The following is a 15,390-nucleotide window of genomic DNA, read 5'->3' as shown; positions in this document are numbered from 1 at the left end:
CGCCCGCCGTCAAAGTGGTTGCATTTTAAAACCAACACGCTTACGCTTCAACTGGTTTTGATTTGCAACCACTTGGAGGCGATATGGAAGCCTGCTCGCGCGCGCCGGACCCGGCATCGCCCGCACCTCGCTCCGCGGCCTTGCCCGCCCCGCTGCCGCGCGCCGCGGTGCTGCTGTTCGCCTGCGCCAGCGGGCTGAGCGTGGCCAACGTCTATTACGCGCAGCCGCTGCTGGACGCACTGATGGCGGACTTCGACATCGGTGCCGCCGCCATCGGCGGCGTGGTCACCGCCACCCAGGCCGGCTGCGCACTGGCGCTGCTGCTGCTGGTGCCGCTCGGCGACCTGCTGCCGCGCCGCGGCCTGATGCTGGCGCAGGTGCTGGCGCTGGCCGGCGCGCTGGCCATGGTGGCGCTGGCCCCATCGGTGCCGGTGCTGCTGGCGGGAATGCTGCTGACCGGCCTGCTCGGCACCGCCATGACGCAGGGACTGATCGCCTTTGCGGCCGCCGCGGCGGCGCCACGGGAACGCGGGCACGTGGTCGGCACGGCGCAGGGCGGCGTATTTGCCGGCTTGCTGCTGGCTCGCGTGGTGGCCGGCGGCGTCAGCGACCTGGCCGGATGGCGCAGCGTCTACGTCTGCGCCGCCGCGGCCATGCTGGTGCTGGCCTTGCTGCTGTGGCGCGCGCTGCCGGTCCTGCCCGGTTCCGTGCAGCGGATGCGCTATGCCAGCCTGGTGCTGTCGATGTTCGCGCTGCTGCATCGCGACCGGGTCCTGCAGATCCGCGGCATGATCGCGCTGCTGATGTTCGCTGCGTTCAATATCTTCTGGAGCGCGCTGGTGCTGCCGCTGAGCGCCCCGCCCTACCAGCTGTCGCACACGGCCATCGGCGCCTTCGGCCTGGTCGGCGCGGCCGGCGCCCTGGCCGCGGCGCGCGCGGGACGCTGGGCGGACCAGGGTTTCGGCCAGCGCACCACGCTTGCTGCCCTGGTGCTGCTGGCGGCCGCCTGGCTGCCGCTGTCATGGCTGGGCACCTCGCTGTGGCCGCTGGCGCTCGGCATCGTGCTGCTCGACCTGGGCGGCCAGGCCATCCATGTCACCAACCAGAGCATGATCTTCCGCGCCGATGCCACCGCGCACAGCCGGCTGGTCGGCGCGTACATGCTGTTCTATGCGACCGGCAGCGGCCTGGGCGCGCTTGCCACCACGGCGACCTATGACGCCGCCGGCTGGCGCGGCGTGTGCATGCTGGGCGCGGCAGTCAGCCTGCTGGCGCTGATGTTCTGGGCCGGCACGCGGCGATGGATGCCGGCGCGGGCCACGCCATAGCGTTGCCTCACCCGTTCAGGCGAAAGCCGCGCGCAGGCAAGGGAAAATCCGGGCAAGAAGGCTTTAGAATCTCGCATCCAACCTCATTCCAGAACGTGAAACCCTCTTCTCGCCTCAACATGAAGCAGTTCTCCCTGCTCTGCGCCGCATTGCTCGCCGCCGTTTCCGTCCACGCCGCAACCACTGCTGCCCAGCCGGAAGCCGCCGGCAATACCGCCGCGCCGCTGGGCCTCGAGCTCGGCAAGGCCCGGTGCTCGCGCCTGGCGCCGCCGCAGAACCATGCAAAAACCGGCACCTCCGAGTGGGCCGGCGGCGATACGGTGGAACTGAAGCACCTCGAGCGCTTCCATCTGCCCGGCCTGTCGCGCGTGGTGCTGAACTGCGATGCGCAGGATGCGGTGGCGCTGGTCACCATGACCTTCGAGCGCTCCGCCATGGAAGAGGTGCGCAGGAAGCTGGACCAGCGCTATGCCGCCGTGCGCAAGACCGAAGGCGCGGCCGAGAATGGCTACGCCGAATGGAGCGCCGCCAATGGCAGCCTGGAACTGCTCTACGGGCGCGACAGCAGGCACTTCACCGTGGCTTACTGGGCCAGGGGCGCCAAGGCCAGGTACTTCGCCTACAGCGGCGGCGGCAACAAGCCGGCGGCGCCCGCCACCGCGGCACCGCCCCAGCCTGCGCCGCTGTAGCGGCGGGCCGCGACGCGGACCTGCACAGCCGTGTCGCCAGGCGCCTGCGGGCGCCGAGATCATCACTGCACGACTTTGATGCGCTGGATGATTCTTTTGTATGGAAGGCGCCGTGTCGCCTATGCTGTCCAGTGCGGCAACAAAAAAATCTCCGCGCAGCATCACATGCACTGAAAACAAGAAGGGGCAAGTCCCCACAAGCGGGGAAGCGCAGCGGCTGGCGCCTCCCGGCTTTTGCCTTGGCCTGGTCACGGGGTGAGTCGATCGCACGCGAGTTTGTGGGGCTCGTGGGCGGGATTCGCCGTTGACGACAACATGACAGACCAATTCCTGTTCAGCAAGCCGTTCACGTTTCTCGCCTGTGCCGGCATGACCGAAGTCAGGGACGGCATCGAGGCACTGGAAGCGCTTCCGGGCCACCTGTTCTGGCTGGAGAACGAGGATTTCATCCGCCGGGTCTACGTGCCCGATTTCCTGGAGCAAAGCCGCGCCGCCCTCGAGGCCGCGATGCCGGGCGGGCCGGAGCTGATCGACGCGCTCGCGCCTGAGATCCGCCGCAACGCGGCCATGCTGCCGGCACTGCGGCAACTGTCCGCGGAACAGGCTGCGCTGGCGCACTCGTACTGCTACTGGGGCCATTGCGCCGATGTGGTCGGGCGCGCCCAGGGCATCCCGCGCAGCGCCATCGCGCGCCAGTTCGAGCGCGCCGCCGCGGCGCGCGACGGCGCGCACAAGCTGCAGTGGCTGTGCCCGTGCTGCGGTGGCCGGGCGCAGTATCAGGTCGATGGCTTGCTGGCATCGCAGCGGCCGGGGCGCCAGGGCGGCTTTTCGCTCGAATGCGCGCAGTGCGGACACCAGGAGCGGCTCTATGCCGGCTTCCTGCACGCGGGCCGGCTCGAATGCCGCTGCGCGCTGTGCACCGGTTTTGTCCAGTCGCTGGCCGGCCAGCTGGCGCGGGCCGCGCGCAGGCTGTGCGCCAGCCTGGAGGACTATGCGTGGATGCACGCGGTGGACACCGCCGCGGAAATCGGCGAACTCAAGGATGCCTCGCTGCAACGGATTGCACACGGGGACAAGCCTTCCGCCAACGCGATGGCGTTCGCGGCGGCGGCCCAGTCCGGCGAGGTGCGCACCATGCCGGAACTGCTCGCCCGCATCGACCCCACGCTGGAAAGCCGGCTCGACAGGAACCCCAGGGCCTGGGCGCTGCTGTGCGAGCTGCTGCGCGAAGGCGTGGTCGATAGCGAATGCGCGATCTATGACCACGACGGCCGCAAGCACGTGGCGCTTGAAATTGCCGTGCTCGACGACGACCCGGCGCTCGACGGCGGCACGGCGCAGGACTATCTCGCGACCCTGCTGCGCGGCTACCAGCCGGCCGAGCCCGAGGCCTTCGTCGGCTGGCTGAAAGCGCTGAAGCGGCTGCGCCTTTGCACCGGCCGGTTCAATGCGGCCGTCGACGTGTCGTGGAAAGCCAACCTGGAGCATTGCCGCATCCTGACCGCGCGCTGGCTGCAGGACACGGCGCCGCTGGCGTCATTGGCCGCGCACGGCGGCACCCCGTGGCCGCCGCCAGCGCAGCGCGCGCGCACCCCGGAACGCCCGGTGTATCTCGACGCCGAACTGGAGGCCGTGCAGCTGCTCAAGTCGCTGGGCTACATCCTGCTCAGTCCGGAGGACATCCGTTCGCAACGGGATCCCGCCGAGTCCACCGGACTCGACTGAGCGCATCCGCGGCCGCCCTGCCCGCCCCCACCACGCATATCGAAGCGCGGATTTATTCGTTGGTGCGCGGGCGAGGCACGCGTACGTTCGGGGGTTCCGATATTGAACACCCGAACGCCATGACCGCTTCCCGACGCCAGTTCCTGCGCCGCGGCGCCGCCGCCACGGCCGCGCTTGCCTCCGGCCCCCTCCTCACCTTCACCACTTTCGCCGCCGGCGATGCCCATGCACAGGTCCGCCCGGTGCTGAAGGCCGGCGACCAGAAAGGCGGCCTGCGCGCGCTGCTCGAATCCGCGAACGCGCTCGAGGGCCTGGCCTACGAGATCCAGTGGACCGAGTTTCCCGCCGCGGCACCGCTGGCCGAGGCGCTCAACGCGGGCGCGGTCGACAGCGGCCCGATCGGCGATGCGCCAGCCATCTTCGCGCTGGCCGCGGGCACGCGCATCAGGCTGATCGGCGCGAACCGCTCTGACCCTTACGGCACCGCAGTGCTGGTGCGACCCGACTCGCCACTGCGGCAGGCGGCAGACCTGAAAGGCAAGAGCATCGGCACCAACCGTGGCTCGATCGGGCACCTGATCGCGCTCAAGGCGCTGGAATCGGCCGGACTGAAACCGGACAACGCCAACCTGCGCTTCCTGCCGCCGGCGGATGCCAAGCTGGCGCTGAGCAGCGGCTCGATCGATGCCTGGGCCACCTGGGAGCCCTATACCGCGATGGCGGAAACCAGCCAGCACGCGCGCGTGCTGGTCAACGGCCGCGGACTGTGGTCGGGCCTCAGCTACCTGGCCGCGACCGAGGCCGCGCTGGCAGGCAAGCGCGCGGTGCTGCAGGACTTCCTGCACCGCGTGGTGCGCGCGCAGCAGTGGTCCTACCAGCATGTGCCGGAGTTCTCGGCAACGCTGGCCCGCATCATCGGCATCTCGCCGCAGGCGGCGCGGCTGCAATTCGAGCGGCGCCGCACGCAGTGGCGCAGCATCGACGCGGGCCTGATCGCCGAGCAGCAGCGCACCGCGGATTTCTACCTGAAGGCCGGCCTGCTCAGGCAGCGGCTCGATGTGCGCCAGACCTTCGACTCCGGGTTCTCCCTGAGCGCCTGAGCGCCGGAGCGCCTCTGGCGCGACCCCGGCTCCGGCCGCGGCCGGTACAGGAATTCCATGATTGACGCAGTCCCGCGCCACCGCTCCCCGCGGCCCGGCGCGGGCTGCGCGCGCGCGGCCGGTTCTGGCCCCAGCGAATCCGGGCAACTGGTCCTATAGGCCCGGAATCCGGCTCACCTATAAAGCCGTGACCCCCAAACCCATTTCTCATCCGAGGAGCACAACCATGCGGTGGATCAAGCAGATCGCGATGTATTTCGCCCTGGCGGCGGCGCTGGCGCCGGCCGCACAGACCGTGCAGGCCGCACCGGCCCAAAGCAAGAATGTAGTGATTGCTTACCAGGACATGGTCGTGCCCTGGCGCTACGCGCAGGACATGAAGGAGCTGGAAAAGCAGACCGGCTACACGGTCTCGTTCCGGCAGTTCGGCGGCGGCGGCGACGTGATCCGCGCCATGGCCTCGGGCCAGATCGCCATCGGCGAAGCCGGCACCTCGCCGATCGCCTCGGCGCTGTCGCAAGGACTGGATGTCGAGCTGTTCTGGATCCTGGACGACATCAACGCCGCCGAAGCCATGGTCGCGCGCAACGGCAGCAAGATCGCCAGCGTTGCCGACCTGAAGGGCAAGCGCATCGGCGTGCCGTTCGTGTCGACCACGCACTACCACACGCTGGTCGCACTGGAGCGCGCCAGGATCAATCCGAAGGACGTGCGCATCGTCAATATGCGCCCGCCCGAGGTGGCGGCCGCATGGGAGCGCGGCGATATCGACGCCACCTTCATCTGGGATCCGGTGCTGGCCAAGCTCAAGCAATCCGGCACGGTGCTGACCACCTCCGGGCAGATTGCCGCCGACACCGGCAAGGCGACCTTCGACGGCATGATCGCCAACAAGAAGTTCGCGCGCGAGAACCCCGAGTTCATGGTCAAGCTGGTGCGCGTGCTGGCCGCGGCGGATGAAGGCTACCGCAACAACAAGGCCTCGTGGACCGCGGATTCGCCCATGGTCAAGGCCGTGGCCAGGGTCTCCGGCGCCAAGCCCGAGACCGTGCCGGCGAGCATGGCGCTGTACAGCTTCCCCACGCTGCAGGAACAGGTCTCCGAGCGCTGGCTCGGCGGCGGCGCGGCGCGCGCGCTGCAGTCGGCGGCGCAGTTCCTCAAGGAGCAGGGCACCATCCAGACCGTGCTGCCGGACTACGGCCCCGGCGTCAACGCGGAATGGGCAAGGCGGGCGTTGCGCTGACGGCGCACCCTGTCGCTGAAGCTGGCCGCCGCTCCCCCTTCTTCATGCGGCGGTCCCGGAGATCCTGTTGCGGAAGCCCATCATGTACCAACTCGAAATCGATAATGTCAGTGTCAACTACGGCACGGCCGGCGGCGCGAAGACGCTGGCACTGTCGCAGGTCAACCTCACCATGGAGCGCGGCGATTTCGTGGTCGCGCTGGGTGCCTCGGGCTGCGGCAAGACCACCCTGCTGTCATGCATTGCAGGCTTCATGGAGCCGTCGGAGGGCGAGATCCGGCTGAGCGGCAAGCCCGTGCACGGGCCCGGCGCCGAGCGCGGCGTGGTGTTCCAGAAGCACGCGCTGATGCCATGGCTCAGCGTCGAGGACAACGTCGCGCTGGGCCTGCGCCTGCGCGGCGTCAATCGTGCCGAGCGGCTGCGCATCGCCCATGAAAAGCTGGCCGCGGTAGGACTGGAAAGCGTCGCCGCCAAGCCGGTCTACCAGCTCTCGGGCGGCATGCAGCAGCGCGTGGGGATTGCGCGCGCGCTCGCCTGCGATCCGGCGGTGATGCTGATGGACGAGCCGCTGGGCGCGCTCGACGCGCTCACGCGCGAGTCGATCCAGGCGCTGATCCTGAAGCTGTGGGCGCGCGAGCAGAAGATCGTCTTCTTCATCACGCACAGCGTGGAAGAGGCGCTGTTCCTGGCCACGCGCCTGATCGTGATGACGCCCTCGCCCGGGCGCATCGCCCATACCTATGAACTGCCGTTCGCGCGCCGTTTCATCGAATGCGGCGACGCCCGCGCGGTCAAGTCCGACCCCGAGTTCATCCGCTACCGCGAAGAGATCGTTGACCTGATCCATGCCACCGCCTGAGGAGAAGCAGATGTCCGCTACCGTCCAACGCATCGAACCGCCGCCTGCCGCCGCGGCGGGCCCGACCGCGGCCAGCCGCCCCATGAAGACCGTGTCGGGCTATCGCCTGCCGGGCGAGGGCTCGAGCTCGCGCATTTCCACCATCACCGTGGTGCTGCTGCTGGCGCTCTGGTGGCTGGCCAGCCACCTGCGCTGGCTGCCGCCGCTGTTCCTGCCCACGCCCGAGTCGATCTTCACCGCCTTCATCGATGCCTGGCAGGGCAATCTGCAGGGCGGCCAGCCGCTGACCGAGCATTTTGCCGCCAGCATGCTGCGCGTGTTCGGCGCCTTCGCGCTGGCGGTCGCCACCGCGGTGCCGATCGGCGTGATGATGGGCGTGTCGCGCATCGCCCGCGGCATCTTCGATCCGCCGATCGAGTTCTACCGCCCGCTGCCGCCGCTGGCCTACCTGCCGCTGATCGTGATCTGGTTCGGCATCGACGAGACCTCGAAGGTGCTGCTGATCTTCCTGGCCTGCTTCGCGCCGCTGGCGATGTCGGCGCAGGCGGGCGTGCGCTCGGTCACGATCGAGCAGATCAACGCCGCCTACTCGATGGGCGCGAGCCCCTGGCAGGTGGTGCGCCATGTGGTGATCCCGGCGGCGCTGCCCGATATCCTGACCGGCATGCGCATCGCCATCGGTTTCGGCTGGACCACGCTGGTCGCCGCCGAGATGGTGGCGGCCACGGCCGGACTGGGCCAGATGGTGCTCAACGCGTCCAACTTCCTGCGTACCGACGTGGTGATCATGGGCATCGTGCTGATCGGGCTGATCGCCTACGTGTTCGACCTGCTGATGCGCAAGCTGGCCAAGTGGCTGGTGCCCTGGAAGGGCCGGATGTAAGCGGCGCGGCAGCGGATGCGCTGCCGCGCGGGGCCTGCGCGCTAGCTGGCGCGCAGTTCCTCGATGGCGTTGATCAGCGCATCGAGCGAGACCGGCTTGGTCAGGTGGGCATCGAAGCCCGCATGCATCGAGCGCCGGATATCGTCGGGGCGCCCGTAGCCGCTGAGCGCGAACGCGGTCAGCTTGCTGAGCTGCTGGTTGTTACGGATCGCCCGGATGAACTCCAGGCCATCCATGTCCGGCATGCCGATGTCCGACAACAGCAGGTCGGGACGCAGCGTCTCGAGCTGGTGCATGGCGTCCTGCGCGCTGGTGGCGACCCTGACATGCGCGCCTTCCATTTCCAGCAACAGCTTGAAGGTCTCGACCGTGCCGGGATCATCGTCGACCAGCAGGATGGTGGTGTTCGCGAGCGGCCGCGTCGACGCCTGGCTGGCGCCATCCTCCAGCGGAACGCTGGCGCAAAGCGGGAACGACACGGTAAACAACGAGCCCTTGCCCGGCCCCTCGGACTCGGCCTGCACCTTCCCGCCCTGCACCGTGACCAGCTCCCGCACCAGCGACAGGCCGATGCCCAGCCCGCCCTTGCGCGCGGACGGCGCCGCGCCCTGGCGGAACATGTCGAAGATATGCGGCAGGCTCTGCGCATCGATGCCGGCGCCGGTGTCGCGCACCTCGAGCACACCCTGGCCGTTCGCCTGCGTCAGCGACACCTGGATGGTGCCGCCGGCACCGGTGTACTTGATGGCGTTGCTGACCAGGTTCCACACGATCTGCTCGATCCGGGTAAGGTCCGCGTCGATCATCACCGGCCGCGCCGGCAGCGAGCGCTCCAGCGCGATCTGCTTGCGCGCGACTTCCTCTTCGATGGCGCTGCAGACCCGGGCGACCACCTCGCTCCAGTCCAGCGGCGCATGCGCGATCGACAGCTTGCCGGTACGCAGCCGCGACATGTCGAGCAGGTCGTCGATGATATGCGCCTGGCCCATCACCGTGCGCCGGATGGTGGCGGCGGCACGCTGGATCACGTCGCTGCCGCGCGCGTCGGGAGAACGGCTGATCAGCTCCGCGCTGGCGCTGATCAGGTTGAGCGGATGCTTCAGTTCATGTGACACCACCGCGAGGAATTCGTCGCGCAGCCGTTCGGCGCGCCCGTCCATGGATTCGATGCCCGGCACGCCGGCGCCATCGCCGGGACGCACGGTGCGCGTGGCAATGCGGGTCAGCGCCAGTTCGTCGAGGTCGCGCATGATCTTGGCGAAGCCGCTGACGCCGCCCTTGTCCAGCCGCGACAGCACGCCGGTGGTGCGGAAGCGGCTGCCGTCCTTGCGCACGTGCCAGCGGTCTTCCTCGACCCGGCCGTACATGCGCGCCTGCGCCATCTCTTCCTGCGGCACGCCCGCGGCGCGGTCCTCCGGGGTGTACAGCACCTCCGCCGGCAAGCCCAGCATGTCGGCCTCGCCGACGCCGAAGATGCGCTCGGCACCGGTGTTCCAGCTGTTGACGCGGCCCTGGTCGTCGAAGGTGATGATGGCGTAGTCGCGCGTGCTCTCGGCGACGATGTTCATGCGCTTTTCGCCTTCGCGCAGGCGCTCCTCGGCGGCGCGCCGCGAGGTGATGTCGATGAAGGAAAGCACCGCGCCGTCGATGCGGTCCTCGGTGGTGCGATAGGGCAGGAAGCGCGCCAGGTACCAGCGGCCGTCGTTGCTGCGCACTTCGCGTTCGATCAGGCGCAGCGAGTCGAAGGCCTCGGCGGCATCGTCGGCGAGCTTGTCGTACTCGAGCCGGTGGGTGATGTCGAGCAGCGAACGGCCGATGTCGGACGGAATGATGCTGAAGACATCGGTCGCGCGCGGGGTAAAGCGCTTGATGCACATGCTGCGGTCGACAAACACCGTGCCGATGTCGTTGGCCGTGATCAGGTTCTGCAGGTCGTCGTTGATCTTGCCGGTTTCCTCGACCTTGGACTTCAGCTCGGCATTGACCGTGGTGAGTTCCTCGTTGATCGATTGCAGCTCTTCCTTGCTGGTTTCCAGTTCCTCGGTGGCCGAGCGCAGCTCTTCGTTGATCGCCTGCAGCTCTTCGTTGGAGGCCTTCAGCTCTTCGGTCGAGGTCTCGGACTGCTCGATGGTGGCTTGCAGCTGTTCCTTGGTGCGCTGCAACTCGCGCTCCAGCTGCGCGATCATCGGGTCGCGCTCCTCGCCCGGCTGGCTGGTCGGCGCGGCGCTCATGCTGTCTTCGACCTCGTCGAACAGCACCAGCACAAAGTCGCCATTGGCTTCGGCGTCGTGCACCGGGCGCGCGGTCATGTTGACGAAGAAATGCTTGCCGTCGCGATCCAGTTGCACGCGCCTGGCCTCGACGCTGTGGTTGGTCTGCAGGGCCTGGTAGATCGCGGTGCGCAGCTCCAGCCGCAGCTCGGGCCGCACCACCGCGATGATGTTGTGCGAGGGTTCGCCGCCGACGTATTGCAGGAAGCGCCCGGCGCGGTCCGACAGGTGCACGATATCGGATTCGCGGCTGACCAGCACGCTCGGCGGCGCATGCTGCTCGATCAGCCGCTGGTGCAGGTCGCCAAAGGAAAACTTGCGCTTGCCCGACGGCTGCAGCAGCGATACCGGCGGACGGGCCGCGGTGGTGCCGGCGATGGCCAGCGGCATCGGCGTATCGGCGCGCACCGCGACGTTGGCGCGGTAGATGCGCGCCTTCTTGTCGACCACCGAAAACAGGTTGCTGACGCTGTCCGCCGCTTCGGAGTTGCCCAGGAACAGGTAGCCACCGGGCCGCAGCGCGAAATGGAAGGTACGCAGGATTTCGGTCTGCGCGTCGCGGTCCAGGTAGATCAGCAGGTTGCGGCAGCAAACCAGGTCCAGGCGCGAAAACGGCGGATCGCTCAGTACGTTGTGCAGCGCGAACAATACCCGCTCGCGCAGCTCCTTGCGCACGCGCAGGTGCGAGGCTTCCTTGGTGAAGAACTGCCGGATCCGGGCGGGCTCGATGTCGTTGGCGATCGGCTCCGGGTACAGCCCGTTGCGCGCGATGGCCACGGCGCGCTCGTCGATATCCGTGGCGAAGACCTGGAACGACACCTGCTCCGGTGTATGCGCCGACGCCTCCTGCAGCAGCATGGCGAGCGAATATGCTTCTTCGCCGGTGGCACAGCCAGGGGTCCAGGCGCGAATCACTTCGCCCTCGCCCCGGTTCTCGAACAGCTGCGGCAGCACCTGCGTGCGCAGCGCGTCAAAGGCCTCCTTGTCGCGGAAGAAATTCGTCACGCTGATCAGCATGTCCTGCAGCAACGCCGGGGTCTCTTCGGGGTGCAGATGCAGGTAGTCGCGGTACTGCTGCAGGTCGGTCAGTCCGTTGACCTGAAGCCGGCGCTCGATGCGGCGCAGCACCGTGGCGCGCTTGTAATGCCGGAAATCGTGCGAGGTGCGGGTGCGCAGGATCACCATGATCTCGCGCAGCGCGCGCTCGCCGCTTTCCGACTGCGGCGTGTGGTGCGGCGCGGATTCCACGTCGTCGATCGCCGCCGGCAGCCGGATATGGCTGGCGGCGCTCCACAGGTCGATCAGGCGCTGCGGAATGTCGGCGGCGCGGACGACGAAGTCGACCATGCCCGTGCTGATCGCCGAGCGCGGCATGCTGGAGTACTCGGCATCATCCGGCTCCTGCGCGATGGCGATGCCGCCCAGCTCCTTGACGCGGGTCAGTCCCACCGAGCCGTCGGAACCCGCGCCCGACAGCACCACCGACACCGCGCGCTGCTGGTGCGCTTCGGCAAGGGAGCGGAAGAACAGGTCGATGTTGGCCGTGCTGCGGTTCCGGCTGCGCTCCTGCGGGGTGACGCGCAGATAGCCGTCCACCATGGTCAGGTTGTGGTTCGGCGCGATCACGTAGACCTGGTTGGCCTCGATCGGCGTCGACGTGGTGACCTGCTGGACCCGCATGCTGGTGCGCGCCTGCAGCAGGTCGGCGAGGTGGCTGGCGTGGTCGGGCGAGAGATGAATCACCAGCACGTAGGCCGCCCCGGTAGTACTGGGCAGTCCTTCGAAAATCTCGATCAGGGCTTCGATGCCGCCGGCCGACGCGCCGATCCCCACCACGGGAAAGGCGAGCTGGCTCGGCAAAGAGCGTTCGCTGTGTTTGGCCATTGCTGCACGGAAAGATAGGAATGCGCCGGCCGGTCCAGGTGCTAGCTCTCGCGAAGCCAACCTTCGATACGCTTCGCGGACGCTGCCGCGCGGCCAGCTGCCTCGGTGTACTGACGTGCCACGTCAGTGTCCCCAATTTGCATATGATACGCCGCAATACGTGTATAAAGTTCATTCTGCTCGTGCAGCGCACGCAGCGAATCGTAGAGCATGTGCTCGAGTGCGCTATTGCAAGCGTGGCGCAGCGTCAGCAGCCCGAAGGTGTGGCCGGTGTGGCAACGAAACCGCGGGGGCAGGGCCTCGCGTATCTCCCAGAGCGCACCGCCGCACTCCGGGCAGGTAAGGGCCGAAGGCTGCGCAATGCGCTGGACTGCATCGATGGACGAGGGCCCGATCGACAGGGCATGTTCCGTCATGAGCGACGCCGACGGCTCTGGCGCAGCATGCGCGGCGCTGCCCGCCAGCCGTGCAAGCTCTGGCGCGATGCCATGCAGCGGCAGCACGTAATGCGGGGTGACGGCCCGCAGCGCGTTGCGCGGCATGTCCGAGGCATAGGCGCTGTCGGGATCCTGGACGATGGTGATGCCGCCGCACTCGTGCACGGCATGCAGGCCGGCCGAGCCATCGTCGAGCTGACCGGTCAGGATGGCCCCGATGACACGGTTGCGCCGGCTGACCGCCGCGCTGCGGAACAACGGATCGATGGCCGGCCGCGCGAAGTTCTCCTTCGGTCCGCGCCGCAGCATGGTGCGCTCGCCGTCGATCATCAGGTGGTGGTCGGGCGGCGCGACATAGATGACCCCCGGCAGCACCGCTTCACCGTCGCGCGCGTGGTGCGCCGGCAGCGGCCCGACCTGCATCAGCATCTGCGGCAGCATGCTCGGATTGGCGCCGATATGCAGCACCACCAGGACCGCGGCGTCGAAGCGGGCCGGAAGACCCGCGGCGAGTTGCCGCAGGGCATCCACCCCTCCGCTTGAGGTCCCGACTACAACCGTGTCGCGCATCATGGGAACTCCGCTACTTCGCGTGGTAATACCCGGCTTCACGCAAGTATCGTTCCAAACGCAAGGTCGCCGCCGGCCATGGTGCCGGCGGGGTGAACCTTGCTTCAGGCCTTGCTGTCCTCGGGTGCCGGCGCACCGCTGCCGGCGCGGATGCGCATCACGGTCTGGCGCGTGGTATGGAAGCGCCGCGCGGCGGCACTGACGGATTCCCCCGCTTGCAACGCCTGGAGGATGGCCGCGCGCTGTTCGGCCGTATGTTTCGGCGGACGGCCGACGGGGTGGCCCACCGCCTTGGCCGCGGCCAGGCTCTCGCGTATGCGCGCGCTGCGCCTGGCGCCTTCCAGCGTGGCCGCGGCGCGCAGCACCTTGACGGCTTGCGGCGGCGTGGCGCTGGCCAGATTGACCTGGCCCAGCTGCAGGCAATACAGCGCTGCGCCCAGCTGCCGCACCCTGCCGATGGTGTCCAGCGTTTCGGCCACGGTCGAACCCAGGCAGCGCAATGCCATCACCACCACCGTGTCGCCGTGCCGGACCTGCCGCAGCATCGCCTGCAGCCTTGGCCGATCCACGCTCGTCACCGATGGCGGCTGGTGTTCCCAGAAGGCCCGGCGCAGATCCACGGTATGTCCGGCGCGGTAGGCGAGGTGCAGTTCGGCTTCCATCGCCTCCGGGTTGCGGACTCGGTTGGAATAAATAAAGGTCGACGGCATGGCGGGTCCGCTACTGGGGCGGGGCAGGAACTCCGATGCAGGCACACTGATGCGGCTCGGGCTGGCGCACGACCGCGGTGAATGGAATCAATGTACATCAGCTCGCGCGGTCGCGGCGGCAAGCCCTAGCGGGTGCGCGGGTCGGCCCCGCCGGCCGGTACGAAAAGCAAGATTCCGTACAGGCCGGCCGTGCAGCGACAGCTTGCGGAGTTCGCTAGCATGGCAAGTAACGCAGGCGCCCCGCCCTGGCCCCCCGATGCACACGCATGCCCATGGGACAAGGCCGCCCGGGAAGGGGTAGACAAGGAGAGCAGCGATGGCCACACAGAACTATTTTGGCTATGTCGTGCGCGGCAACGCCCGCCCGCTGGCCGATGCCCTGTTCGAAGCTTCCGTATCCGTCGAGCGCGACGGCCAGACCGTGATCCTGTCGGGTCCGCTGGGCAGCCACCGCACCCTGGAACGCGCCATGGCGGAAGGCATTGCCTGGGGCAAGGTGTGGATCGACATGCGCGAGCTTGGCTATACCGACCTTCGCGGGGCGCAGCGCAAGACCGGCAAGCGCGCCAACTGAAGGGTTGGCGGGCGGACCTGCCCGCCATTCCGGAATCCGCCGAGCCTCAGTGTCTCGGGCGTCTCGGGGTTTCAATCGGGAGCGGACGTGCCCAAGATCGTCAAATTCATCCTGCAGGGACCGTTATGCGGCCGCTGGTATGCCACGCCGGTCTTTGCCGACGGGTCCAAAGGCGGCGTGACCGGCTTTGACTCCTTCGCCAGCGCGCAAGCCCATACCGCGCGCTACCCTGGCGCGGCCATCGTCTACGCGGGACCGCATGCAGCCAGTTGCCGGGTATCGCGCCAGGTCGCACGCGTCGATCTGCCCGCCTGACGCCGCGGCGCCGGCTGCCCCGAGCCGCCGGCCGGCGGCGCCGATATCCGCGGCCGCCCCCGTGGCCCGGCCTTGATACAATCCCGGTTCACACAACGGCAGACATCATGGGCTTCGAACAACTGGCAGCACTCAGGGACCAACTCGCCAAGAAGGCGGCCGCCGAATCCAGGAAGGGCGAGCGCAAGGGCCCGCGCCAAGCCGCGACCGGCGGCACGACCGGCGACGCGTCCAAGGACGCATCCAAGGGCGCATCCAAGGGCGCGCCGAACCGTCCCCGTGAGGGCAAGCGTAGCGGCGCGGATGCGGGCGCGGGCATCAAGGGCCGCCGTGCGGCGCCCGCCGCCGCGCCTGGCAAGCAGGTCGATCCGGTGGTGCATTCCATTGCCCGGCTGCAGAAGCATTTCCCCAAGGCCTTCCCCAAGAACCCGGCTCCCAAGGTGCCGCTGAAGATCGGCACCTTCGAAGACCTGACCCAGCACGCCGGCAAGCTCGGCCTGGACGAGGCGGAGTTGCGCGAGGCGATCCGCACCTGGTGCAGCGGCGCGCGCTACTGGTCGTGCATGGTGGAAGGCGCCAAGCGCCTGGACCTGGACGGCAACGAGGCCGGCGTGGTCACGCAGGCGGACGCCAAGCGCGCCCAGCAACTGAAGGCGCGCCGCGCCGGCGCCGCGCGCCAGAAGGCCAAGGCTGCCGCGCCTGCGGCGGCGGCCGCGCCGGCCGCGGTGGAGTCCGCCGCGGCGCCTGCCGAGGCGCAGGCAGCGGCGACACCGGCTACGCCCGAAGCCCCGGAAACGCCCTGA

Annotated in this window: 13 protein-coding genes; 10 read left to right on the top strand and 3 right to left on the bottom strand. The window is 68.6% G+C overall.

What is annotated here, in order from left to right; genetic code table 11:
* Positions 1–83: 83 nt before the first annotated feature.
* From CBM2586_RS21275 to CBM2586_RS21245, 7 genes are all read left to right on the top strand, one after another.
* Positions 84–1,328: an MFS transporter gene (locus CBM2586_RS21275; RefSeq protein ID WP_198035867.1), complete on the top strand. Its 1,245-nt coding sequence runs from the start codon at positions 84–86 to the stop codon at positions 1,326–1,328.
* Between the two features lie 119 nt (positions 1,329–1,447).
* Entirely contained in the window at positions 1,448–2,017 is a 570-nt protein-coding gene (locus CBM2586_RS21270; protein WP_172587104.1) for a hypothetical protein, read from the top strand.
* 315 nt (positions 2,018–2,332) lie between these two features.
* On the top strand, positions 2,333–3,742 hold the full coding sequence (locus tag CBM2586_RS21265) for a hypothetical protein (RefSeq protein ID WP_115689631.1): 1,410 nt from the start codon (positions 2,333–2,335) through the stop codon (positions 3,740–3,742).
* A 119-nt stretch (positions 3,743–3,861) separates the two neighbouring features.
* Complete coding sequence (locus CBM2586_RS21260; RefSeq protein ID WP_115689629.1) at positions 3,862–4,842, top strand: ABC transporter substrate-binding protein; 981 nt, start codon at positions 3,862–3,864, stop codon at positions 4,840–4,842.
* A gap of 226 nt (positions 4,843–5,068) precedes the next feature.
* The gene (gene tauA / locus CBM2586_RS21255; protein ID WP_115665059.1) at positions 5,069–6,085 is read left to right on the top strand and encodes a taurine ABC transporter substrate-binding protein; all 1,017 of its coding nucleotides are present in this window, start codon (positions 5,069–5,071) and stop codon (positions 6,083–6,085) included.
* An 82-nt stretch (positions 6,086–6,167) separates the two neighbouring features.
* Positions 6,168–6,944, top strand: coding sequence for a taurine ABC transporter ATP-binding protein (locus CBM2586_RS21250; RefSeq protein WP_062804169.1), 777 nt, complete (start codon positions 6,168–6,170; stop codon positions 6,942–6,944).
* A 10-nt stretch (positions 6,945–6,954) separates the two neighbouring features.
* Positions 6,955–7,827 carry an ABC transporter permease subunit gene (locus CBM2586_RS21245; protein WP_115689627.1) on the top strand — a complete coding sequence of 291 codons (873 nt, stop codon included), beginning with the start codon at positions 6,955–6,957 and terminating at the stop codon, positions 7,825–7,827.
* A 41-nt stretch (positions 7,828–7,868) separates the two neighbouring features.
* Here CBM2586_RS21245 and CBM2586_RS21240 read toward each other — a convergent pair whose 3' ends face one another.
* From CBM2586_RS21240 to CBM2586_RS21230, 3 genes are all read right to left on the bottom strand, one after another.
* Positions 7,869–11,981 carry a CheR family methyltransferase gene (locus CBM2586_RS21240; protein ID WP_115689625.1) on the bottom strand — a complete coding sequence of 1,371 codons (4,113 nt, stop codon included), beginning with the start codon at positions 11,979–11,981 and terminating at the stop codon, positions 7,869–7,871.
* 41 nt (positions 11,982–12,022) lie between these two features.
* Positions 12,023–12,991: a chemotaxis protein CheB gene (locus CBM2586_RS21235; RefSeq protein WP_115689623.1), complete on the bottom strand. Its 969-nt coding sequence runs from the start codon at positions 12,989–12,991 to the stop codon at positions 12,023–12,025.
* Between the two features lie 101 nt (positions 12,992–13,092).
* Positions 13,093–13,698, bottom strand: coding sequence for a recombinase family protein (locus CBM2586_RS21230; RefSeq protein ID WP_240987986.1), 606 nt, complete (start codon positions 13,696–13,698; stop codon positions 13,093–13,095).
* 316 nt (positions 13,699–14,014) lie between these two features.
* Between CBM2586_RS21230 and CBM2586_RS21225 the strand changes: the two genes are divergently transcribed.
* The 3 genes from CBM2586_RS21225 to CBM2586_RS21215 all read left to right on the top strand — a co-directional run bounded on the left by CBM2586_RS21225 (position 14,015) and on the right by CBM2586_RS21215 (position 15,390).
* Positions 14,015–14,272, top strand: coding sequence for a hypothetical protein (locus CBM2586_RS21225; RefSeq protein WP_115665062.1), 258 nt, complete (start codon positions 14,015–14,017; stop codon positions 14,270–14,272).
* A gap of 87 nt (positions 14,273–14,359) precedes the next feature.
* Entirely contained in the window at positions 14,360–14,587 is a 228-nt protein-coding gene (locus CBM2586_RS21220) for a hypothetical protein (RefSeq protein WP_115665063.1), read from the top strand.
* A 107-nt stretch (positions 14,588–14,694) separates the two neighbouring features.
* Positions 14,695–15,390, top strand: a complete 696-nt coding sequence (locus CBM2586_RS21215) for a ProQ/FinO family protein (RefSeq protein WP_115689621.1) — start codon at positions 14,695–14,697, stop codon at positions 15,388–15,390.

The organism is Cupriavidus taiwanensis (assembly GCF_900250115.1).
GTDB lineage: Bacteria > Pseudomonadota > Gammaproteobacteria > Burkholderiales > Burkholderiaceae > Cupriavidus > Cupriavidus taiwanensis_B.
The sequence above is the reverse complement of the archived record's forward strand: the minus strand, read 5'-3'. Positions and strand labels throughout refer to the sequence as shown.

Excerpts from the sequence above, each read along its gene's own strand:
- CBM2586_RS21275 (WP_198035867.1), top strand. The coding sequence starts at position 84 with ATGGAAGCCTGCTCGCGCGCGCCGGACCCGGCATCGCCCGCACCTCGC.
- CBM2586_RS21270 (WP_172587104.1), top strand. The coding sequence starts at position 1,448 with ATGAAGCAGTTCTCCCTGCTCTGCGCCGCATTGCTCGCCGCCGTTTCC.
- CBM2586_RS21265 (WP_115689631.1), top strand. The coding sequence starts at position 2,333 with ATGACAGACCAATTCCTGTTCAGCAAGCCGTTCACGTTTCTCGCCTGT.
- CBM2586_RS21260 (WP_115689629.1), top strand. The coding sequence starts at position 3,862 with ATGACCGCTTCCCGACGCCAGTTCCTGCGCCGCGGCGCCGCCGCCACG.
- tauA (WP_115665059.1), top strand. The coding sequence starts at position 5,069 with ATGCGGTGGATCAAGCAGATCGCGATGTATTTCGCCCTGGCGGCGGCG.
- CBM2586_RS21250 (WP_062804169.1), top strand. The coding sequence starts at position 6,168 with ATGTACCAACTCGAAATCGATAATGTCAGTGTCAACTACGGCACGGCC.
- CBM2586_RS21245 (WP_115689627.1), top strand. The coding sequence starts at position 6,955 with ATGTCCGCTACCGTCCAACGCATCGAACCGCCGCCTGCCGCCGCGGCG.
- CBM2586_RS21240 (WP_115689625.1), bottom strand. The coding sequence starts at position 11,981 with ATGGCCAAACACAGCGAACGCTCTTTGCCGAGCCAGCTCGCCTTTCCC.
- CBM2586_RS21235 (WP_115689623.1), bottom strand. The coding sequence starts at position 12,991 with ATGATGCGCGACACGGTTGTAGTCGGGACCTCAAGCGGAGGGGTGGAT.
- CBM2586_RS21230 (WP_240987986.1), bottom strand. The coding sequence starts at position 13,698 with ATGCCGTCGACCTTTATTTATTCCAACCGAGTCCGCAACCCGGAGGCG.
- CBM2586_RS21225 (WP_115665062.1), top strand. The coding sequence starts at position 14,015 with ATGGCCACACAGAACTATTTTGGCTATGTCGTGCGCGGCAACGCCCGC.
- CBM2586_RS21215 (WP_115689621.1), top strand. The coding sequence starts at position 14,695 with ATGGGCTTCGAACAACTGGCAGCACTCAGGGACCAACTCGCCAAGAAG.